Source organism: Paraburkholderia sp. J69-1, assembly GCF_905220255.1.
GTDB lineage: Bacteria > Pseudomonadota > Gammaproteobacteria > Burkholderiales > Burkholderiaceae > Paraburkholderia.
Genome location: NZ_CAJMZG010000010.1, coordinates 206,484 through 228,101 on the forward strand (window position 1 = coordinate 206,484; position 21,618 = coordinate 228,101).

The window sequence follows — 21,618 nt, forward strand, 5'->3', positions numbered from 1 at the left end:
CCAGGCAATAAAAAAACCGCGCACGGTGAAGTGCGCGGTTTTGCTTGAAACGACCAGGCGATATAGCGCAGCGCGCTTATTGCGCCGGCGGCTGCTCCATGCCGTTATGACGCAGCAGCGCGTCGATATTCGGTTCGCGGCCGCGGAACGCCTTGAACGATTCCATCGCCGGGCGGCTGCCGCCCACTTCCAGAATCTCCTTGCGATAACGCGTGCCGGTGGCCGGATCGAGCACGCTCGACTGCGCAGCCTGAGCCGCTTCTTCGAACGCCGCATAGGCGTCGGCGGACAGCACTTCAGCCCACTTGTAGCTGTAGTAGCCCGCCGCGTAACCGCCCGCGAAGATGTGGCTGAACGTATTCGGCCAGCGCGAGAACGGCGCCTGTGCGATCACGTGATAACGCTCGTTGATCTCGCGGGCGAGATCGTTCACGGTCTTGCCCTTCGAGGCGTCGAAATCGACGTGCAGCGCCATGTCGAACATCGAGAACACGATCTGGCGCAGCGTGCCCAGACCGCTCTGGAAGTTCTTCGCGGCGATCATCTTGTCGAACAGTTCGCGCGGCAGCGGTTTGGCCGTATCGACGTGCGATGTCATTTCCGTGAGAACGTCCCATTCCCAGCAGAAGTTCTCCATGAACTGCGAGGGCAGTTCGACCGCATCCCATTCCACGCCGTTGATGCCCGACACCGACAACTCATCGACACGCGTGAGCATGTGATGCAGGCCGTGGCCGAACTCGTGGAACAGCGTGATGACTTCGTCGTGCGTGAAGCAGGCCGGGCGGCCGCCAACAGGCGCCGAGAAGTTGCAGGTGAGGTAGGCCACCGGCGTCTGCACGCCGTTCGTTTCGAGCTTGCGGCGCGAGCGGGCGTCGTCCATCCATGCGCCGCCGCGCTTGCCTTCGCGCGCGTAGAGGTCGAGATAGAACTGCGCGACCAGCGTGCCGTCGGCGTTTTCGACGCGGAAGAAGCGCACGGTGTCGTTCCAGACCGGCGCGCTGTCGTCGCGGATGCGTACGCCGAAGAGCGTTTCCGTGACCTTGAACAGGCCCTTGAGCACGAAGTCTTCAGGGAAGTATTGCTTGACCTCGTTTTCCGAGAACGAATAGCGCTTCTGGCGCAGACGCTCGGCGGCGAAGGCCATGTCCCACGGTTCGATCTGCGTGAGGCCGAATTCGCTGGCGGCGAACTCGCGCAGTTCCTGCCAGTCCTTTTCCGCATGCGGGCGCGCGCGCGTGGCGAGGTCTTCGAGGAAGCTCATGACCTGCGCGGGCGTTTCCGCCATCTTCGGCGTGAGCGAGACTTCGGCGAAGTTGTTGTAGCCGAGCATCTTCGCTTCTTCGGCGCGCAGCTTCAGTTGTTCGTCGACGATCGCGGTGTTGTCCCATTCGGGCTTGCCGCCGCCGTAGACCGCGCCGAGTTCCGATGCGCGCGTGACATAGGCGCGATACATCGTCTCGCGCATCGCGCGGTTTTCCGAGTATTGCAGCACCGGGAAATACGAGGGGAAGTGCAGCGTGAACTTCCAGCCTTCCTTGTTCTCGCGCTCGGCGGCTTCGCGCGCGGCGGCGATCACGTCTTCGGGCAGGCCGACCAGTTCGCTTTCATCCTTGGCGTAGAACGCGTAGGCGTTGGTCGCGTCCAGCACGTGATCCGAAAACGCCTTGGCGAGCGCGGCCTGGCGCTCCTGCAGTTCGGCGAAACGCGGCTTCTGGTCTTCGGGCAGTTCCGCGCCCGAGAGGCGGAAGTCGCGCAGGGCGTTATCGAGGATCTTCTTGCGCTCGCTCGTGAGCAACTGGAACGAGTTGTGATTCGTGATGGCCTTGTACTTCTCGAACAGCGCGAGATTCTGGCCGACGCTCGACCAGAATTCGGTCACGCGCGGCAGGTTTTCGCCATAGACGGCGCGCAGTTCCGGCGTATCGGCGACGGCGTTCAGATGGCCGATCACGCCCCAGGCGCGCGAGAGCGGTTCCGTGACGCGTTCGACCGGTTCGACCACATCGCTCCATTGCGCGGGCGTCATCGGTTGCGCGGCGCGTTCGACGGCGGCGCTGGCGTTCGCGAGCAGCACGTCGAGCGCGGGCGTCACGTGTTCGGGACGGATCTCGCCAAAGCGCGGCAGGCCGGAAAAATCGAGCAGCGGATTATCGGAGGAAGTAATTGCCATGATGCGTCCTGTTCCTTCTGTCGCGGTTGATTCGCATGCGGTTGTCGCACTGTGTAGGGCCGGGGCGCGCCAGGCCAACTGAAAAGGCGCGCGCCCCGATAGATCGGTTATTGGGGCGCGGGGCGCACTTTCCAACCGGGTCGTCTGTGCAAATTAACAGAAGTCGGGGCAGGGTGGCGCAATCGGCGTCGTTGGCGCTAAGGGAATGCGGCCAGCGCGCGATCCGCGCCCCAAAAAGCAAAGCGGCCCGCATGGGGCCGCTTCGTGTCTGCGTGCGGGTCGGGCGCTGCGCTTACGCGCCTGCTGCGCGCTCTGCCGCTTCGATCGTGTTGACGAGCAGCATCGTGATCGTCATCGGGCCGACGCCGCCCGGCACCGGCGTGATGAAGCCGGCCTTGTCGAGCAGGCCTGCGAAGTCGACGTCGCCGCAAAGCTTGCCGTTGTCGTCGCGGTTCATGCCCACGTCGATCACCGTTGCGCCCGGCTTGATCATGTCGGCGGTCAGCACGTTGCGCTTGCCCACGGCGGCCACGACGATATCGGCGTCGCGCGTGTGCTTCGCGAGGTCGGAAGTCTTGCTATGGCAGATCGTGACCGTCGCGCCCTTTTCGAGCAGCAGCAGCGCCATCGGCTTGCCGACGATGTTCGAGCGGCCGATCACCACGGCGTTCGCGCCTTCGAGGGGAATGTTGTACTCCTCGAACATCTTCATCACGCCGTAGGGCGTGCAGGGGCGGAACAGCGGCTGGCCGGTCATCAGCGCGCCGGCGTTGGCGACGTGAAAGCCGTCCACGTCCTTCTCGGGCGCGATCGCCTCGATCACCTTATGGCTGTCGATGTGCTTCGGCAGCGGCAGTTGAACCAGGATGCCGTGGATCTTCGGATCGTTGTTCAGTTCGTCGATGCGCTGGAGCAGATCGTCTTCCGACAGCGTGGCCGGATAGCGGTCGTACGACGAATGCAGGCCGTTGTCCTCGCACGACTTGATCTTGTTGCGCACGTAGACCTCGCTCGCCGGATTGTCGCCGACCAGCACGACCGCGAGGCCCGGCTGATGGCCGCGAGCGGTGAGGGCGGCAGCGCGCGTGGCGACATCGGCGCGCAGTTTCTTGGAGAGGGCGAGGCCGTCGATGAGAGTGGCAGTCATGGTCGGTCGAGAATCGAGGGTGGCTAGGGACAAAAGCGGGCAATCACGCTGGAGCGCGCCCGGCAGGGGCGATCGCATCGACGCGGCGGGTTCGGGGCTGAGGACCCGGGGAACCCGACGTCGCGCGCAGCGGGCGCTGCTGCGAAGGCCGACATTATACCTGTCAGACGGGTGTGACTTGTCGCGGCCGGACGGATCGTCAGCCGGGCGAGGCAGGAAAAATGCGGGGGAATGTGTTAGGGCGAACGTAGCGGACCACCCGTCGGGGTGGTCCGCTGGAGAAACCGTTCAAAGGCCTACAATTGCGGTTTCCAACCGCGGCTTACGACTGCGGCTGCTGCGCCTGTTGCGGCTTGTTGGAAAGCGCCAGACGGAGCAGATCGGCGACCGTGTTCACGTTGAGCTTTTCCATGATGTTGGCGCGGTGCGCTTCCACGGTCTTGATGCTGATGCCGAGGTCGTCGGCGATCTGCTTGTTCAGGCGGCCGGCGATGATGCGCTCCAGCACCTGATGCTCGCGCGCCGTGAGCTTGCCCAGGCGTTCGGCGGCGGCACGCTGCTGCTGCACGTTGGTGCTTTCGCTGCGGGCCTTTTCCAGCATGCGCTCGACCAGCTTGCGCAGTTCGGCTTCGTCGAACGGCTTCTCGATGAAGTCCATCGCGCCCTTCTTCATGGTCGACACGGCCATTGGCACGTCGCCGTGACCGGTCACGAAGATGATCGGCAGCGAGGCGTTGTCGGCGATCAGGCGCTCCTGAAGCTCGAGCCCGCTCATACCCTGCATACGCACGTCCAGAATCAGACAGGCGATCTGGCCAGCCTGCTGTGCGGGCTGATAGGCGTCGAGGAATTCCTCGGCGCTCGTGAAGCACTGAACGCGGTAGCCGTTCGCTTCGAGCAGCCAGCGCAGGGAGTCTCGTACGGCCTCATCGTCATCAACAACAAAGACGGTTTCCTGGGTGGTGACTGGGCTGTTCATGGCTCTCCCGTAACGGTTTGTGGAGTCGGCTCGTCGCGGCCGTCCCTCGTGGGCTGGTCCGATTCGCCGATTGGCAGACTGCAATGGAACGTGGCGCCGCTGATGTGGCCGTCAGCTTCAATGTTGTTGACCACCCACAGGCGCCCGCGATGCGATTCGATAATCGAGCGGCAAATATTCAGCCCCATTCCCATGCCATCGGACTTGGTGCTGTAGAACGGTTCGAACAGACGCTCGGCCGTGGCTTCGTCCACGCCCGGGCCCTGATCCACCACGCTGATGCAGACGTTGCCGCCTTCGCGCTTCACGATCACGCGGATCACCGGATCCACGGCATTCGGGCGCGCGTCGGCCATGGCTTCGGCGGCGTTTTTCAGCAGGTTGACCAGCACCTGCTCGATCAGCACCGGATCGACGTAGATCACCGGCATGCGCGAGCGCATGTCGGTCACGATGCGGATGCGGCGCTTGCGCGCTTCGATTTCGGCGAGACCCACGGCATCGGCGACGATATCGGCGACCCGCGCGGCCTGGCGCTTGGGTTCGGAGCGCTTCACGAATTCGCGGATGCGCTTGATGATCATGCCGGCGCGCACGGCCTGCTGCGCCGTTTTTTCGAGCGCGGGCAAGAGGTTTTCCGGCGCGCCACGGCCCGATTTCACCAGCGCCACCGTGCCCGAAGCATAGTTGTTGATCGCCGCGAGCGGCTGGTTCAGTTCGTGCGCGAGCGACGAGGCCATTTCGCCCATCGTCATCAGGCGGCTCGTGAACTGCAGCTTTTCGTCCTGCTGGCGAGCCAGTTCCTGGGCCTGCTTGCGCGTGGTGATGTCGGTGGCGATCTGCATCTGCGCGAGATGGCCGTCCACCCACTGGATGTACTGGCGGCGCACTTCGAACCACTTCTGGATGCGCTCGACGTAGATTTCCTGCGCGTCGGCGGCGCTGTCGGTGAGCGCGGTGGCGGGCAGGCCGGCGTAGGCATCGACCATGTCGATGGAATCCGACGACGCGCTGGCGGAATCGAAGCCGCCGCCGCCCGCGAGTTCCAGATGGCCGTCCGGGCGGATGCCGAACAGGTGGCGGTAGTAGCGGTTGGCGAACAGCAGTTCGGCTTCGTCGGCGGCCAGCACGGACACGGCGGCGTCGAGGCTTTCCAGCACCGTGGTGAAGCGCTCGTGCGCGGCGGCGAGTTCTTCGCGCGCGCGCTTCGGTTCGGTGATGTCGGTCATCGACGACATCCAGCCGGTCTGACGGCCGGAGCTGTCGATCAGCGGCGAAACGTAGAGGCGCGCATGGAACTGCGAGCTGTCCTTGCGGCGCACACGCAGCTCGAAACCCGAGGAGGGCGCCTTGCCGCGCAGCGTCATGTCGAGCTGGCGCTGCATCTCCGGGTAGGCGTCGCGCGGCCAGTACGGGAACGGCGCGTTCTTGCCCACCAGATCGCTTTCATCCCAGCCCGTCATGCGACAAAACGCCGGATTGACGTGCGTGATCCGGCCATGCATGTCGAGCACGCGCATGCCGATCAAAACCGAGTTTTCCATCGCGCGGCGGAAGAACGCTTCCGCGTACAGCGCCTGCTGTGCCTCGAAGCGCTGGCGCGTGTGTTTCCACAGACTCCACAGGCTCCACAGCACGAAGCAGGACAGCCCCGCGACCAGCCACACGAGCGTATTGTTCGTGAAGTTGGTCATCTGCGGATACGAGTACACGCGCACCGAAACGCCCTGGCCCGGCGGGTCGAGCGGCAGGTCGTAGAACACGTCGCGCGGCAGGCGCGGGCGGGTCGAGGTGGTGGCGAGTTCGCGGTTGTTCGCGTCGAGGATCGAGATCTTGTACTTGGCCGACAGCTCGGACGGAATGTCGTGCTTCAGGATGCCTTCGACCGAGAACACGGCCGCGATCGAGCCAAGGAATTCCCGATCGCGGTATACCGGCGTCTGGAGCGTGATGTAGCCGTTGCCGACGTCGTCGTAAATAAGCGGCGAGTACACCTGGCGGCGCGTCGAGCGGGCTTCGGCGAACGCGGCCTTTACGGCTTCGTCCATCTGCGCGTCGTTCGGCTTGGCCAGCCGCTGGCCGAACATCGGCATGGCCGTGGTGGGCCAGCGCGGCTCCTGCTGGCTCGTGTACCAGTTCAGGTAAAGGATTTCAGGATGACCCTGCATGATGTCCGTGGTGGACACCTGGAACGATTGCGGGTCGTTGTGGCCGGCCACCAGATCGCGCGAGAGCGCCTGCAATTGCTCCTGCGCGCCTGTCATGGAGAGGCGGATCTGTTGCTGGGCCCAGGCCACATTGCGGTAGAGCGTGTCTTCCTGCTGCTGCTGCTCGCGGCGGTTCAGGCTCCACAAGATCAGACTCATGACGATCAGGAACACCAGGATCGACAGGAGAGGCGTCAGCAAATAGGAATTCGACCACCACGGTCCGTGGTGCCAGCGGGACGGCGACGTGTCGCCGGGCGAACCGGGCGGCCGCGCCGAGCGTGCGAAAAGCCGTTCGGTCAACATGGCAAGGATTGTAGCTCAGCGTAAGACACGGAAATGCCGCGAAAAAAGCGATAAATCGCCGAAAAACGGGTTCAAACTGGCCGACTTCGGTACAAGGGCGCGAACGATTCAGCGTGCGCTGCAACAATTTTTCGCATTATAAAATCCCATCCCGCAATTCGAAAATTTCCTTGCGCGAACGCGGACGGCCTAATTACAATCGCCCGCAAAGCTGCTGCGGTCGGCCTGGTCACGTCTACACACGTTGCTGCCCGCATGGTCCGATCAACAGCGTTCCCCTTACATCCAGGAGACGAGCATGTCCGCTGTACCCGACGAAGTCCTGAAGTACGTTGCCGCTGACAAGGACGAAGATCCCCAGGAAACCGCCGAATGGCTGGAGGCGCTCGATGGCGTCATCTCGACCATCGGCCCCGACCGCGCCCACTACCTGATCGAGAAGCAGATCGAATTCGCCCGCGTGCATGGCGAACATCTGCCGTTCTCGGCCAACACCCCGTACATCAACACGATTCCGGTCGTGGCCCAGGCGAAGAACCCGGGCGACCAGGATATCGAGCACCGCATCCGCTCGTACACGCGCTGGAACGCCATGGCGATGGTCCTGCGCGCGGGCAAGCACACCAACGTGGGCGGCCATATCGCCTCGTTCGCGTCGGCGGCCACGCTGTATGACGTCGGCTACAACCACTTCTGGCACGCACCGTCGCCGGAACACGGTGGCGACCTGATTTTCGTGCAGGGCCACTCGTCGCCGGGCGTCTACTCGCGCGCGTTCCTGCTCGGCCGTCTGAGCGAAAACCAGCTCGACAACTTCCGTCAGGAAGTCGGCGGCGAGGGCATCTCGTCGTACCCGCACCCGTGGCTGATGCCGGACTTCTGGCAGTTCCCGACCGTCTCGATGGGTCTCGGCCCGATCATGGCGATCTACCAGGCCCGCTTCATGAAGTACATGCAGGCGCGCGGCATCGTGAAGACCGAAGGCCGCAAGGTCTGGGCCTTCCTCGGCGACGGCGAAACGGATGAGCCGGAATCGCTCGGCGCGATCGGCATGGCCGGCCGCGAGCGTCTGGACAACCTCGTGTTCGTCATCAACTGCAACCTGCAGCGTCTGGACGGCCCGGTGCGCGGCAACGGCAAGATCATCCAGGAACTCGAAAGCGAGTTCCGTGGCGCCGGCTGGAACGTCATCAAGGTCATCTGGGGTTCGCGCTGGGATGCGCTGTTCGCACGCGACAAGTCGGGCGCGCTGATGCGCCGCATGATGGAAGTCGTCGACGGCGAATACCAGACGTACAAGTCGGAGTCGGGCGCGTATGTTCGCGAACACTTCTTCAACACGCCGGAACTGAAGGCGCTGGTCGCCGACTGGTCCGACGACGACATCTGGAACCTGAACCGCGGCGGTCACGATCCGCACAAGATTTACGCGGCGTTCCACGAAGCTTCGAACTCCAAGGGCCAGCCGACCGTCATCCTCGCGAAGACGATCAAGGGCTACGGCATGGGCGAAGCCGGTCAGGCGATGAACATCACCCACCAGCAGAAGAAGATGCAGGTGGATCAGCTCAAGAAGTTCCGCGACCAGTTCCGCCTGCCGATCACCGACGAGCAGATCGTCGACGTGCCGTACCTCAAGTTCGAGGAAGGTTCGAAGGAACTCGAATACATGCGCCAGAAGCGCATGGACCTCGGCGGTTACCTGCCGGCTCGCCGCCAGAAGGCCGAGTCGCTGCCGGTGCCGGCGCTCGAAGCATTCGAGCCGCTGCTCAAGGGCACGGGCGAAGGCCGTGAGATTTCGACGACGATGGCGTTCGTGCGTATCCTCAACATCCTGTTGAAGGACAAGGCGATCGGCAAGCGCGTCGTGCCGATCGTGCCGGACGAATCGCGTACCTTCGGTATGGAAGGTCTGTTCCGCCAGATCGGTATCTGGAATCAGCAAGGCCAGAAGTACGTGCCGGAAGATTCCGACCAGCTGATGTTCTACAAGGAATCGGAAAGCGGTCAGATCCTGCAGGAAGGCATCAACGAAGCCGGCGGTATGTCGGACTGGATCGCCGCCGCGACGTCGTACTCGACGCACGGCGAGACGATGATCCCGTTCTACATCTTCTATTCGATGTTCGGCATGCAGCGTATCGGCGACCTGGTGTGGGCCGCTGGCGACATGCGTTCGCGCGGCTTCCTGCTGGGCGGCACCGCAGGCCGTACGACGCTGAACGGCGAAGGTCTGCAGCACGAAGACGGTCACTCGCTCCTGTGGGCGGCATCGGTGCCGAACTGCGTGAGCTACGACCCGACCTTCGGCTACGAACTCGCGGTCATCATGCAAGACGGTCTGCGCCGCATGGTGCAGGACCAGGAAGACGTGTTCTATTACATCACCGTGATGAACGAGAACTACGAGCACCCGGCGATTCCGCAGGGTGAGGCCGTAGCCGCCGACATCATCAAGGGCATGTACGCGTTCCGTAAGGGCGACGAGAAGGCCAAGGGCCCGCGCGTTCAGCTGCTGGGCGCCGGCACGATCTTCAACGAAGTGATCGCTGCCGCCGACCTGCTGAAGAACGACTGGGGCGTCGAAGCCGACCTCTGGAGCGTCCCGAGCTTCACCGAACTGGCCCGCGAAGGCCACGAAGTCGAGCGCTGGAACCTGCTGCACCCGAGCGAGCCGCGCCGCGAATCGCACGTCGAAAAGCTGCTCAAGGGCACGGAAGGTCCGGTCATCGCTTCGACCGACTACATCCGCGCACTGGTCGACCAGATCCGTGGTCTGGTGCCGCGCAAGTTCGTGGTGCTCGGCACCGACGGTTTCGGCCGTTCGGATACGCGTGAAAAACTGCGTCACTTCTTCGAAGTCGATCGTTACTGGACGACGGTTGCAGCGCTCAACGCGCTCGCGGATGAAGGCAAGATCGAGCGCAAGGTGGTTGGCGAAGCACTCGCCAAGTACAACCTCGATCCGTCGAAACCCAACCCGATGACCGTCTAACGCATCACCCCCTGTGCATCGCAAGCGCGCCTCCCCGAAGCGGGGAGGCGTTCTTATGCGGCCCCGGAGACACTAACAATGAGTCAAGCGATCGAAGTCAAGGTGCCGGACATCGGCGATTACACGGACATTCCTGTGATCGAGGTGCTGGTGAAGGCGGGTGATACCGTCGAGAAAGAGCAATCGCTCATCACGCTGGAGTCGGACAAGGCGACGATGGACGTGCCGAGCCCGGCCTCGGGCACGGTGAAGGAAGTGAAGGTCAAGGTCGGCGATAACGTCTCGGAAGGCGTGCTCGTCCTCGTGCTGGAAGCCGCTGGCGCCGCTGCGGCTCCGGCGGCCGCACCGGCTGCGAAGGAAGAGAAGGCTGCTCCGGCTGCCGCGCCTGCGCAAGCCGCTGCACCGGCTCCGGCTGCTGCTGCGCCCGCTGCAAGCGGTGGCGCGCAGACCGTCAAGGTCCCGGATATCGGCGACTACACGGGCGTGCCGGTTATCGAGATCGGCGTGAAGGTGGGCGACCGTGTCGAGAAGGAACAGTCGCTCGTCACGCTGGAATCGGACAAGGCCACGATGGACGTGCCGAGCCCGGTTGCCGGCATCGTCAAGGCGATTCTGGTGAAGGTCGGCGATAGCGTGTCGGAAGGCGCGGAAATCGTCGTCGTGGAAGCGGAAGGTGCGGCGGCTGCTGCACCGGCACCGGCTGCGAAGGCACCGGTCGAGCAACCGTCCGACGCTCCGCAGGCTGCGCCCGCCAAGGCCGCGCCCGCTGCGCCGTCCGCGCTCGCACAGGCTCCGAACATTCCCGCAGGCGAAGGCGGCGCACGCCGTCCGAGCCACGCTTCGCCGTCGGTGCGCAAGTTCGCACGCGATCTGGGCGTCGACGTCGGCCGCGTTTCGGGCACGGGTCCGAAGGGCCGCATCACCCAGGACGACATCACGGCGTTCGTGAAGGGCGTCATGACCGGCGCGCTGGCCGCACCGGCTGCTGCCGCTGCTCCGGCCGCAGGTGGCGGCGCGGGTCTGAACCTGCTGCCGTGGCCGAAGGTCGACTTCACGAAGTTCGGCCCGATCGATACGCAACCGCTGTCGCGTATCAAGAAGATCTCGGGCGCGAACCTGCATCGCAACTGGGTCATGATCCCGCACGTCACCAACAACGACGAAGCGGACATCACCGACCTCGAAGCGCTGCGCGTGCAACTGAACAAGGAAAACGAGAAGGCCGGCGTGAAGTTCACGATGCTGGCGTTCGTCATCAAGGCCTGCGTCGCCGCGCTGAAGAAGTTCCCGGCGTTCAACGCGAGCCTCGACGGCGACAACCTCGTCTTCAAGCAGTACTACCACATCGGTTTTGCCGCCGACACGCCGAACGGTCTGGTCGTCCCGGTGATCCGCGACGCTGACAAGAAGGGTCTCGTCGACATCGCGAAGGAAATGGCCGAACTGTCGAAGCTGGCTCGCGACGGCAAGCTCAAGCCGGACCAGATGCAAGGCGGCTGCTTCTCGATCTCGTCGCTTGGCGGTATCGGCGGCACGCACTTCACGCCGATCATCAACGCGCCGGAAGTGGCCATCCTTGGCCTGTCCAAGAGCGCGATGAAGCCGGTGTGGGACGGCAAGCAGTTCGTGCCGCGCCTGACGCTGCCGCTCTCGCTCTCGTACGACCACCGCGTGATCGACGGCGCCGCTGCCGCGCGCTTCAACGCGTACCTCGGCCAGATCCTCGGCGATTTCCGCCGCGTGATCCTGTAAAACCGCTTCGACCGGCTCGCGCCGCCGCGCCGCATCCCGCCCGATCGTTCAGGCAGATGCGCGCCGCGGCGGGCGCGAGCCGGTCGTTCCTGAAGGGGACACCATGAGTCTCGTCGAAGTGAAAGTGCCGGATATCGGCGACTTCAAGGACATCGATGTCATCGAAGTCAACATCAAGCCGGGCGACGTGATCGAGAAAGAGCAGTCGCTGCTCTCGCTCGAGTCGGACAAGGCCACGATGGAAGTGCCCAGCGAAGTCGCGGGCACGGTCAAGGAAGTGAAGATCAAGGCCGGCGACAAGGCGTCGCAAGGCACCGTGGTCGCGATCGTCGAAGTGTCGGAAGGCGCGGCCGCTCCGGCTCCCGCTGCTGCCGCACCGAAGGCCGAAGCGCCCAAGGCTGCCGAAGCACCGAAGGCGGCTGCCCCGGCACCGCAAGCCGGCAGCTTCAGCGGCAGCGCCGACGTCGAATGCGACATGCTCGTGCTCGGCGCGGGCCCTGGCGGCTACTCGGCGGCGTTCCGCTCCGCCGATCTGGGCATGAAGACCGTGCTGGTCGAGCGTTATTCGACGCTTGGCGGCGTGTGTCTGAACGTCGGCTGCATCCCGTCGAAGGCGTTGCTGCACACGGCGCTGGTGATCGATGAAGCCGCTGCGCTCGAATCGCACGGCATCTCGTTCGGCAAGCCGCAGATCGATCTGGACAAGCTGCGCGACTTCAAGTCGGGCGTCGTCAAGAAGCTCACCGGCGGTCTCGCCGGCATGGCCAAGGCGCGCAAGGTCGAAGTCGTGACGGGCTTCGGTTCGTTCATCGACCCGAACCACATGGAAGTGGCGGGCGAAAACGGCAAGAAGATCGTCAAGTTCAAGCAGGCGATCATCGCGGCGGGTTCGCAAGCCGTGAAGCTGCCGTTCATGCCGGAAGATCCGCGCGTGGTCGATTCGACCGGCGCGCTCGAACTGCGTCAGATCCCGCAAAAGATGCTGGTGATCGGCGGCGGCATTATCGGTCTGGAAATGGCGACGGTCTATTCGACGCTCGGCGCGCAGATCGATGTCGTGGAAATGCTCGACGGCCTGATGGCCGGCGCGGACCGCGATCTCGTCAAGGTCTGGGAGAAGTACAACGCGAAGCGCTTCGCGAATGTCATGCTCAAGACCAAAACGACGAAGGCCGAAGCGAAGGAAGACGGCATCTACGTCACGTTCGAAGGCGAAAAGGCTCCGGCCGAAGCGCAACGTTACGACCTCGTGCTGGTCGCCGTGGGCCGCTCGCCCAATGGCAAGAAGATCGGCGCGGACAAGGCTGGCGTGGCGGTGACGGATCGCGGCTTCATCGAAGTCGACAAGCAGCTGCGCACCAACGTGCCGCACATCTTCGCAATCGGCGATGTGGTCGGTCAGCCGATGCTCGCGCACAAGGCCGTGCATGAAGGCCACGTGGCGGCGGAAGCGGCGCACGGCGAGAAGGCGTACTTCGACGCGCTGCAGATTCCGTCGGTGGCCTACACCGATCCGGAAGTGGCCTGGGCCGGCAAGACCGAAGAGCAGTGCAAGGCCGAAGGCATCAAGTACGGCAAGGCAGTGTTCCCGTGGGCCGCTTCGGGCCGCGCGATCGCCAATGGCCGCGACGAAGGCTTCACCAAGCTGATTTTCGACGAAGAGACGCATCGCGTGATCGGCGGCGGTATCGTCGGCCTGAACGCTGGCGACCTGATCAGCGAAGTCTGCCTCGCGGTGGAAATGGGCGCGGATGCGACCGACATCGGCAAGACGATTCACCCGCACCCGACGCTGGGCGAATCCGTGGGCATGGCCGCCGAGCTGTACGAAGGCGTCTGTACCGACCTGCCGCCGCAGAAGAAGAAGTAAATTCGCGCTGCGCCGCTTCGGTGGCGGGCGTGAAAGTAAAACGGCGCACTCCGCGAGGAGTGCGCCGTTTTCTATTTGGGTAACGCCAGAGGGTGCGAGAGGCGCCGGAGCGTAAAAAAGATTCCCGGTCACCGGTGACCGGGCAAGCGACATGCCGGGCGGCATGCCGGAGCGTCAGATCCGGCGCGAGGCGCGGGCGAAGTTCAAGGCAGGGCCGCGAACTTCGCGATGCGCCCCTTTAGCGCAATGCTGGACGGCCTTGAAACTCAGGCCGGCTTCTTGGCGGCAGCAGCGGCCGAACGCGAAGCCTGGGCAGCAGCCTTGCTGGCAGCAGCCGTAGCGGCGTTGAAGTTGCTTTCTGCCATTTCGACAGCTTGCTTCGTTGCCTTGTGGACCGTTTCGTACGTGGTGTTGGCGGCGTTGATGGCCGACTTGATCACGGCGACAGCGGTTTCCGAACCAGCCGGTGCGTTCTTCGCGACGTTGTCGACGAGCGATTGCACCTTGCGGTTCTGTTCTTCGTAATGAGCTTCAGCAACCTTCGCGAACTCGGCTTGCGTAGCCGAGGCGATTTCATAAACGTGGCGGCCGTACGAGAGGACCTTTTCTGCGAGCGGCTGGGCGTAGCTCGACTGCAGCGCGAAGAATTCCTGCGCGTCCTTTGCCGACAGAGCGCGCTGGGCGTGCTCCTGCGATTCCGCCAGATTCGAGCGAACGGCCTGAAGGTTCAATTCGACGAGCTTTTCCACGCTTTCGAAGGCCTTGCCGGTCAGACCGAACAGGGTTTCGAGGTTGGCTTTCTGTGCAGCGGCGAATTGCTCAGGGGTCAGCAGACTCATGTTTACGCTCCTGGATGGTGGCGGCCTCGTAGGTGGGTCGCCTGGAGTAAGTGGCAAGACTCTGGTGGTCTGTCAGACGCTGTTACAGCTTTGTGCGTCGCAACATTGATCCTGATTTTAGGTCGGCACAGATGAATGTCAAGGACTTTTGATGCGGCGCACAATCTCATTAAAGTATTGTTAAACAAGTACTTATGCGAGTGGCATGGGGGTCGAAGACTATTTGCGTCGAGCTGCGACATGGTGTCCACGCGTCATTTCCCGCAATCCCTTGCCTGACAAGGATGCGCATATGCGCGCTGGTTCTGGCAAGATTGAGTCTGACGGCGCAAACTGGGTTTTTGTGGTGCGCGCAGTCCGGTCCCATGAGGTTCTGTCAGGGAATGCACCAGGGTGCGTCCACCGGATTCCTACATGGAACGTTAAGCGGTTATTGCAGTCGAACCCGCGTCGCGTGGTTCGGCGGCATGGATGTCAGAGCAACGTCCTCGGTATTTATCCCACATAAAGTTAACTTTGACGCGCGCCGTTAATGCGTAGGCGACAGCAAACGTTGTCGGCGCAAGGCGCGGCAGGGTGGGGCCGTCCGGTCGATTGTCTGACTCCATCGAATGCGTGAAGTACATTGGTCTGCTCAATCAAAAACCAGACTTCGGTTTAACGAGTAGCCATAAGTGCTTCAATTTGCGAATTTTTCGTGGTTTTACTACACTTGGCGAACGATCCCGCCGCTTCATCCAGAACACCAATGAAATCCGACAAGTTCCTGTCGTTCAGACTGGTGCCCTCATCGGTTGTCAGCACCGCGCTGTCGGTGGCTGTTTCCGTGGCCATCAGTGCGACGCTGCTAGCGCCCGAGGGTGCTTTTGCTGCGTCGCAGAACACCGCCGCCGCGAAAACGGCGAAGGCCAAGAAGGCCACCAAGAAGGTTGCAAAGGCCGACGCGCCTGCGAAGGTCGCGAAGAAGGCGGGCGCAACCCGCACCGTCGCCGCAAAGGACGACGATGCGCGTCCCACGGCGAAAAAGCGCCGCGTCAGCTACTCGATGAATGGCCGTCATCACACGGCGGTGCGTCGCGTGGCGTTCGAGCCGCGTCAGCCGAGCGTCGGTCAGGCGTTCGGCCTGCATGAGACGCCGGATTCGCTGATGCTGCGTTCGGGCGTGGCTTATGTGGTCGACCAGAATTCGCTCGAGCCGCTGTTCGACAAGAACTCGCGCGCCGTGGTGCCGATCGCCTCGATCTCGAAGCTCATGACCGCCATGGTCGTGCTCGATTCGAAGGCGCCGCTCACCGAGCAGATCGAAGTCACCGACGAAGACCGCGACTTCGAGAAGAACACGGGTTCGCGCCTTTCGGTGGGTTCGGTGCTCTCGCGTGAAGACATGCTGCACATCGCGCTGATGGCCTCGGAAAACCGTGCGGCAGCGGCGCTCTCGCGCTACTACCCGGGAGGCCGTCCGGCCTTTATCGCGGCGATGAACGCGAAGGCGAAGCAACTCGGCATGACCGACACGCACTTCGAGAACTCGACCGGTCTGACGAGCCACAATGTCTCGACCGCGCGCGATCTCGTGAAGATGGTGAACGCGGCGTACCAGTACCCGATGATCCGCCAGTTTTCGACCGATCACAGCTACGACGTGAACACCGGCAAGCGCACGCTGGCCTACAACAGCACGAATGCGCTGGTGCGTAACCCGTCGTGGGATATCGGCCTGCAGAAGACCGGCTTCATCAACGAAGCGGGCGAGTGCCTCGTCATGCAATCGACCATCCATGGCCGTCCGGTCATCATGGTGCTGCTCGATTCGAGCGGCAAGTATTCGCGTTTCGCCGATGCGACGCGTGTGCGCACGTGGCTCGATAACGGTGGTGCGGACCAGCAACCGCGCATCACGAGCGCGGACGCTGGCGGCGCGGGTACCTGATTCGTCGCGCTGCTCGCCGTTTTTGTCTTTCGAACGCCCCGCTTTTGCGGGGCGTTTGTTTTTCTGCGATCGCTTTCAGGGCAGCAGGGCGATCAGGTTTTCCTACGCCATCCGGACGGCTGTTTGAGCCGCGATTCCATCGGCAGAATTTTCCGTGTTTCGACACGCGATGCCCAACCGGGTATGGCGAATCGTCCGCCTGTTGTTTGATGGTTGTCAATTGACAACCTGATGGGCGGCACATACACTGGGCTCGCCGATGAGACGAACGCATCCAAAGAAAGAGATCGAAGCCGCACTGGCTTACGCCGAAGCACAAGGTTGGTTAGTACGACAAAGCAAAGGCAACGGTCACGCGTGGGGAAGGATGTATTGCCCTGCAAAGCAGACCGATTGCCGCTGCGGGGAATTCTGCATTACGAGCATCTGGAGCACGCCGCGCAATGCGGGCAATCATGCGCACCTTTTGAAGCGCGTGGTGGATAACTGTAGCGCGCTGTGCGCCAAAACCCCGCCTGTGGCGTCTGCGCGGCAGCGCAACGGCAGTGGAACCGCAGCGAACCATTAAGCAGGAGTGACGCATGAACTATGTATTCACGCTCAAGTATCAACTTGCGCCCGAAGACTGCGACCAGGACGAACTGATCGAGCGCCTCGCGCAAGCCGGCTGTGACGACGCCACCATCGGCGTGGGACTGCCGGGGCGCATCGCGCTGGCCTTCGCACGTGACAGCGAAAGCGCGTGGGCAGCGATCTATACGGCGTTGCAGAACGTGAAAGAGGCAGTGCCGTTGGCGCGCCTGGTCGAGGCCGCACCGGACTTCGTCGGCCTGACCGACGTTGCGGATCTAACGGGGATGTCGCGGCAGAACATGCGCAAGCTGATGCTCGCGCACGTGGCGGATTTCCCGCAGCCAGTGCACGAGGGCAGTCCGTCGCTCTGGCATCTGGGCGATATCCTCACGTGGCTGAGCGCGCGCGAGGGTTATAGCATCGACGCCGCTTTGCTCGATACCGCGTGTACGGCCAAGCAGGTCAATCTGGCGAAGGACGCGCGCGAAGTCGATGCGCGCGTCAAGCGTCAACTGGCCGAACTCGTTACGTGAAAGGCGTGCTTGCCGCTATCGAGGCAGGCGCGCTCAAGCGTGCTGCACGTGACCTTCGGCGGGTTCGGCGTGGTAGCCGAGCGATTCCGAAATCGTGAGCGCCGTCTTGCTCAGTTGTCCCAGCCACGAATCCTGCAGGCGATCGGCAGGGGCGGAGAGCGACAGACCCGCGACCAGCTTGCCGGTATCGTCGTAGATCCCGGCTGCGATGCAGCGCACACCCAGTTCGAGTTCCTCGTTGTCGCGCGCGCAGGATTCCTGGCGCACATGAGCGAGTTCGCGTTCGAGGCGGCTCAGATCCGTGATGCTGTTGCGCGTATGGCCTGAAAGACCGGTGCGCGTGGCGTAGGCGCGAACGCGCGTTGCTTCGTCGGCGGCCAGAAAGAGCTTGCCCACTGAGGTGAGATGCAGCGGCGCACGGCCACCGATCGCACGCACGACCTGCATGCCCGAGCGCTCCGAATACGCGCGCTCGATGTAGACGATCTCGTCGCCCTGGCGAACCGACAGATTCACCGTCTGGCCCGTGAGGCGGTGGAGTTCACGCATCGGCGAAAGTGCCGCGTCGCGCACGGAAAGGCGTGCCTTGACCAGATTGCCAAGCTCCAGCAGGCGCATGCCAAGCCGATACGTGCCCGGGTCCGAGCGATCGACAAGGCGGCAGCTCACCATGTCGTTGAGAATGCGGTGCGCGGTGGACGGGTGCAGTTCCGTGCGTTGCGCGAGTTCCTTCAGGCTGACCGGGTCGGTATGCGCAGCAAGCGCATCGAGCAGGCGCATCATGCGCTCGATCACCTGAATCGAGGTCTTCGGATCTGGATTGGTGTCGGTCATGGGGGCGTTTTCCGGGTACGGATTCGTTTGACGCGGGATAGGTGCGGGAAGCAAAAATTCATTGTATCTCGTATTGTGAAAAAAGTAAGCGTCTTGCGGGAAGCGCTTGCTGCGCTGCGGCAGCACCGGCCTGGGGCAGTTCTGCGTTGGTGCAGGCGGCGAAACAACGGATAATCGGGGACGGTTTTCGATGCTTTCTAGAGGATTTCCCCCATGCGAGTCGGCCTGTTCGTCACCTGTCTTATCGACACGATGCGCCCCGAAATCGGCTTTTCGACGCTCAAGCTGATCGAAGAAGCCGGCTACGAAGTCGTCGTGCCGCCCGCTCAGACTTGTTGCGGCCAGCCGGCCTACAACTCGGGCGAACGCGCGCTGGCGCGCGATCTGGCGGAAAAGACGCTGCGCGAATTCGAGCAGTTCGATTACGTGGTGGTGCCCTCGGGATCGTGCGGCGGCATGATTCGCGTGCATTTTGGCGATCTCTTTCGCGACGATCCCGAACTCATGGCGCGCTATGGCAAGTTGCGCGAGCGCGTCTACGAGCTGACCGATTTCCTGGTGAATGTCGCGCGCGTCTCGCTGCCGGAAGGCGAGTTTCGCGGGCCGGTCACCTACCATGATTCGTGTGCGGGTCTGCGCGAGTTGGGCGTGAAGGCGCAACCGCGCGAACTGCTCGCGCAGCGTGGCGTGCAGGTGCAGGAAATGAAGGATTGCGAGCACTGCTGCGGCTTTGGTGGCACCTTTGCGGTCAAGTACGGTGAGATCTCCACCGCCATTGCCGACGAAAAATGCATGAACGTGCAGGCGAGCGGGGCGGGCACGGTGGTGCTCGGCGACCTGGGCTGCATGCTGAATATCGAAGGTCGCCTGCGCCGAACCGGCGACCACAGCACCCGCGTGCTGCATATCGCCCAGGTGCTGGCCGGCGACATCTGAAACCGCCGGCATTCACGACAACTCACGCTCCCCACGCCATGCAAGTTACGTCGATGCAATTCAAGGCACGCGCCGGCCAGAAGCTGGCCGATCAGCGCCTGCAACACAATCTCAAGAAGCTGTCGACCAAGTTCGTCAGCGCGCGCGCGGAGGCGATCACGGCGATCGACTTCGAAGCCACGCGCGCCGCGCTCAAGGAGCGCCGCAACCGCGCGCTGGAGAATCTGGACGCCTGGATCGAGCAGTTCGAAGCCGAAGCCACGCGGCGCGGCGTGACGGTGCTGTTTGCCGAAACGGCCCGCGACGCGGCAAAACTGGTCGCGGATATCGCGCGCCGGCATGAAGTGCGCAAGGTCATCAAGACCAAGTCGATGGTGTCGGAGGAAATGCAGCTCAACACCGTGCTCGCGGAGATGGGCGTGCAGTCCATCGAAACCGATCTCGGCGAATACATCCTGCAGATCAACAACAACGAGCCGCCCAGCCATATCATCGCGCCCGTCGTGCACAAGGATAAGGATGAGATCGCCGATCTCTTCGCGCGCACGCACGACAAGCCGCGCCTGACCGAGATTCCCGATATGACGCGCGAGGCGCGCGAAGTCCTGCGCCCCCATTTTCTATCGGCGGATATGGGCGTGACGGGCGGCAATTTCCTCGTCGCGGAAACCGGTTCGGTCGTGCTGGTCACGAACGAGGGCAACGAAGGCATGTGTACGGTGATGCCGCGCGTGCACGTGGCCGTCACCGGGATCGAAAAGATTCTGCCGACGCTCGAGGATCTGGCCACCGCGATGCGTCTGCTGCCGCGTTCGGCAACCGGGCAGGCCACGTCGAATTATTTTTCGATGCTCACCGGCCCGCGCGGCGCGGACGATCAGGACGGCCCTGAACATATGTACGTCGTGCTCGTCGATGGCGGGCGCACCGGGCTGATCGGCGGCGAGTTCCAGGAGATGCTGCGCTGTATACGTTGCGGCGCCTGTATGAACCACTGCCCGGTGTATCAGAAGGTGGGTGGCCACGCGTACGGCTGGGTCTATCCGGGGCCGATGGGTTCGGTGCTCACGCCAAGCTACGTGGGCATCGACAAGGCGCTGGACCTGCCGCAGGCCGCTACGCTGTGCGGCGAGTGCAACAGTGTCTGCCCGGTGGGCATTCCGCTTTCGGATCTGCTGCGCAAGTTGCGCGAAAAGCAGATCGAGCGCCGGCTGCGGCCGTGGCGCGAGCGCGCGGCATTGGCCGTGTGGGGCTGGCTGGCGCTGCACCCCACCGCGTATGGGCTGCTCACCAAACTCGGCGTGCGGATACTGGAGCGTCTGGGCGGGCAGGCGCGCCTGATCCGCAAGCTGCCGTTCGCGCGCGGCTGGACGGACGGCCGCGACATGCCCGCGCCGGTTGGGCGAACTTTCCGCGAACTCTACGCGGCGCGCCACACGCATCTGGACGCCAACGTCCCGGCGCGCAAGCGTAGCTGATGCCCACGGCGACGCCTCCGCGCAGGCGTCGTCAAGCGCAATGCAGCCACTGTTTAATCTGCGGCAACAGTGTGTTCGACTTTGCCGGGTTTTTCCTGATTGCGAACCTCTATATCATTTCGACTGGCGATAGTGCGTCCGAACTCATCGCCCCACAGTCGATAGAGAGTCGCATCATGAAAAAGAAAATAGTGGTGTATTGGCCGGTGGCACTGATCGTGCCCCTTGCAGCAGTCGCATGGCTTCATGCGTGGAATACCGCCGAGCAACAATTCCCTCTGGCCGCCGATCAGGTGAGCGCAGAACTCGCGCGCGCCGTCTCATACGGTCTGGTAGGCGACGGCGCCGAAATGAAAGCGCCGGTGAAGGCGCTGCGTAGCGCCGCGCCGCTGCCGCAGGCCAGCGCAATTTGAGCGGCGATGGGTCCGAGTCGAGCCAAGCGCACAAATCGTGCTCTTTGTATAATCGCGGATTCGCCGTTCGCCCAATCCTTCGCCTTCCGTGACGCAAAAAAGGATGAAAAAGGTTTCCGTCTGCTTCGTTTGTCTCGGCAACATCTGCCGCTCGCCCACGGCTGAAGCCGTGATGCAGCGCCTTGTCGACGATGCGGGGCTGACCGGGCGCCTGCTGGTCGATTCGGCCGGCACCGGCAACTGGCACATTGGCGAGGCGCCCGACGAGCGCGCCCAGCGTGCCGGCAGCAAGCGCGGCTACGACCTTGCGGTGCTGCGCGCCCGTCAGATCGCGGCAGAAGATTTCGACGCGTTCGACCTGATCGTCGCGATGGACGACGCCAATGTCACGGCGCTCCAGCAGGTCGCGCCGGCGTCGGGCCGCGACAAGATCCGTCTGCTGATGGAGTTCGCGCCGAACGCGCAGGAGCGCGTGGTAACGGACCCTTATTTCGGCGGCGAAGCAGGATTCGAAGCGGTACTGGTTCAGTGCGAAGCCGCGTGCACCGGCTTGCTGGCGGCCCTGCGCCCGCAACTGGCCGATTGAAGCAGGCTTGAAGTGAACGTTACGGCGCGCCCTGATATCAGTTTTGCGTCGTTTTCCCTTTTCGTCA

Annotated in this window: 16 protein-coding genes; 10 read left to right on the forward strand and 6 right to left on the reverse strand. The window is 63.2% G+C overall.

The window, feature by feature from the left end; translation table 11 throughout:
* Positions 1 to 76: 76 nt before the first annotated feature.
* The 4 genes from U5A67_RS20125 to fixL all read right to left on the reverse strand — a co-directional run bounded on the left by U5A67_RS20125 (position 77) and on the right by fixL (position 6,812).
* Complete coding sequence (locus U5A67_RS20125; protein ID WP_321814530.1) at positions 77 to 2,173, reverse strand: M3 family metallopeptidase; 2,097 nt, start codon at positions 2,171 to 2,173, stop codon at positions 77 to 79.
* A gap of 292 nt (positions 2,174 to 2,465) precedes the next feature.
* On the reverse strand, positions 2,466 to 3,320 hold the full coding sequence (folD, locus tag U5A67_RS20130) for a bifunctional methylenetetrahydrofolate dehydrogenase/methenyltetrahydrofolate cyclohydrolase FolD (protein WP_321814529.1): 855 nt from the start codon (positions 3,318 to 3,320) through the stop codon (positions 2,466 to 2,468).
* Positions 3,321 to 3,642: 322 nt separating this feature from the next.
* Positions 3,643 to 4,299: an oxygen response regulator transcription factor FixJ gene (fixJ, locus tag U5A67_RS20135; protein ID WP_205981867.1), complete on the reverse strand. Its 657-nt coding sequence runs from the start codon at positions 4,297 to 4,299 to the stop codon at positions 3,643 to 3,645.
* On the reverse strand, positions 4,296 to 6,812 hold the full coding sequence (fixL, locus tag U5A67_RS20140; RefSeq protein WP_205981866.1) for an oxygen sensor histidine kinase FixL: 2,517 nt from the start codon (positions 6,810 to 6,812) through the stop codon (positions 4,296 to 4,298). Before fixL ends, fixJ begins: the two co-directional genes overlap by 4 nt.
* Before the next feature lie 298 nt (positions 6,813 to 7,110).
* On the opposite strand from fixL, the gene aceE reads away from it, so the two are divergent.
* The 3 genes from aceE to lpdA all read left to right on the forward strand — a co-directional run bounded on the left by aceE (position 7,111) and on the right by lpdA (position 13,429).
* Complete coding sequence (aceE, locus tag U5A67_RS20145; RefSeq protein WP_205981865.1) at positions 7,111 to 9,807, forward strand: pyruvate dehydrogenase (acetyl-transferring), homodimeric type; 2,697 nt, start codon at positions 7,111 to 7,113, stop codon at positions 9,805 to 9,807.
* Between the two features lie 78 nt (positions 9,808 to 9,885).
* Positions 9,886 to 11,559, forward strand: a complete 1,674-nt coding sequence (aceF, locus tag U5A67_RS20150; RefSeq protein WP_321814528.1) for a dihydrolipoyllysine-residue acetyltransferase — start codon at positions 9,886 to 9,888, stop codon at positions 11,557 to 11,559.
* A 103-nt stretch (positions 11,560 to 11,662) separates the two neighbouring features.
* Positions 11,663 to 13,429, forward strand: a complete 1,767-nt coding sequence (lpdA, locus tag U5A67_RS20155) for a dihydrolipoyl dehydrogenase (protein WP_205981863.1) — start codon at positions 11,663 to 11,665, stop codon at positions 13,427 to 13,429.
* Positions 13,430 to 13,695: 266 nt separating this feature from the next.
* Here the strand turns inward: lpdA and U5A67_RS20160 are convergent, their stop codons facing one another.
* Positions 13,696 to 14,268 carry a phasin family protein gene (locus tag U5A67_RS20160; protein WP_205981862.1) on the reverse strand — a complete coding sequence of 191 codons (573 nt, stop codon included), beginning with the start codon at positions 14,266 to 14,268 and terminating at the stop codon, positions 13,696 to 13,698.
* A 748-nt stretch (positions 14,269 to 15,016) separates the two neighbouring features.
* Here U5A67_RS20160 and pbpG point away from each other — a divergent pair.
* The 3 genes from pbpG to U5A67_RS20175 all read left to right on the forward strand — a co-directional run bounded on the left by pbpG (position 15,017) and on the right by U5A67_RS20175 (position 17,304).
* Positions 15,017 to 16,198: a D-alanyl-D-alanine endopeptidase gene (pbpG, locus tag U5A67_RS20165; RefSeq protein WP_321814527.1), complete on the forward strand. Its 1,182-nt coding sequence runs from the start codon at positions 15,017 to 15,019 to the stop codon at positions 16,196 to 16,198.
* Positions 16,199 to 16,457: 259 nt separating this feature from the next.
* On the forward strand, positions 16,458 to 16,766 hold the full coding sequence (locus tag U5A67_RS20170; protein WP_321814526.1) for a hypothetical protein: 309 nt from the start codon (positions 16,458 to 16,460) through the stop codon (positions 16,764 to 16,766).
* A 13-nt stretch (positions 16,767 to 16,779) separates the two neighbouring features.
* On the forward strand, positions 16,780 to 17,304 hold the full coding sequence (locus tag U5A67_RS20175) for a helix-turn-helix transcriptional regulator (protein ID WP_205981860.1): 525 nt from the start codon (positions 16,780 to 16,782) through the stop codon (positions 17,302 to 17,304).
* Positions 17,305 to 17,337: 33 nt separating this feature from the next.
* Here U5A67_RS20175 and U5A67_RS20180 read toward each other — a convergent pair whose 3' ends face one another.
* Positions 17,338 to 18,138, reverse strand: coding sequence for an IclR family transcriptional regulator (locus tag U5A67_RS20180; RefSeq protein ID WP_205981859.1), 801 nt, complete (start codon positions 18,136 to 18,138; stop codon positions 17,338 to 17,340).
* A gap of 213 nt (positions 18,139 to 18,351) precedes the next feature.
* Between U5A67_RS20180 and U5A67_RS20185 the strand changes: the two genes are divergently transcribed.
* The 4 genes from U5A67_RS20185 (at position 18,352) to U5A67_RS20200 (ending at position 21,551) form a co-directional block, all read left to right on the forward strand.
* Positions 18,352 to 19,074, forward strand: a complete 723-nt coding sequence (locus tag U5A67_RS20185) for a (Fe-S)-binding protein (protein WP_205981858.1) — start codon at positions 18,352 to 18,354, stop codon at positions 19,072 to 19,074.
* Between the two features lie 38 nt (positions 19,075 to 19,112).
* The gene (locus U5A67_RS20190; protein WP_321814525.1) at positions 19,113 to 20,552 is read left to right on the forward strand and encodes a lactate utilization protein B; all 1,440 of its coding nucleotides are present in this window, start codon (positions 19,113 to 19,115) and stop codon (positions 20,550 to 20,552) included.
* A gap of 176 nt (positions 20,553 to 20,728) precedes the next feature.
* Entirely contained in the window at positions 20,729 to 20,965 is a 237-nt protein-coding gene (locus U5A67_RS20195) for a hypothetical protein (protein WP_321814677.1), read from the forward strand.
* A gap of 103 nt (positions 20,966 to 21,068) precedes the next feature.
* Positions 21,069 to 21,551, forward strand: coding sequence for a low molecular weight protein-tyrosine-phosphatase (locus U5A67_RS20200; RefSeq protein WP_321814524.1), 483 nt, complete (start codon positions 21,069 to 21,071; stop codon positions 21,549 to 21,551).
* Positions 21,552 to 21,618: the final 67 nt, after the last annotated feature.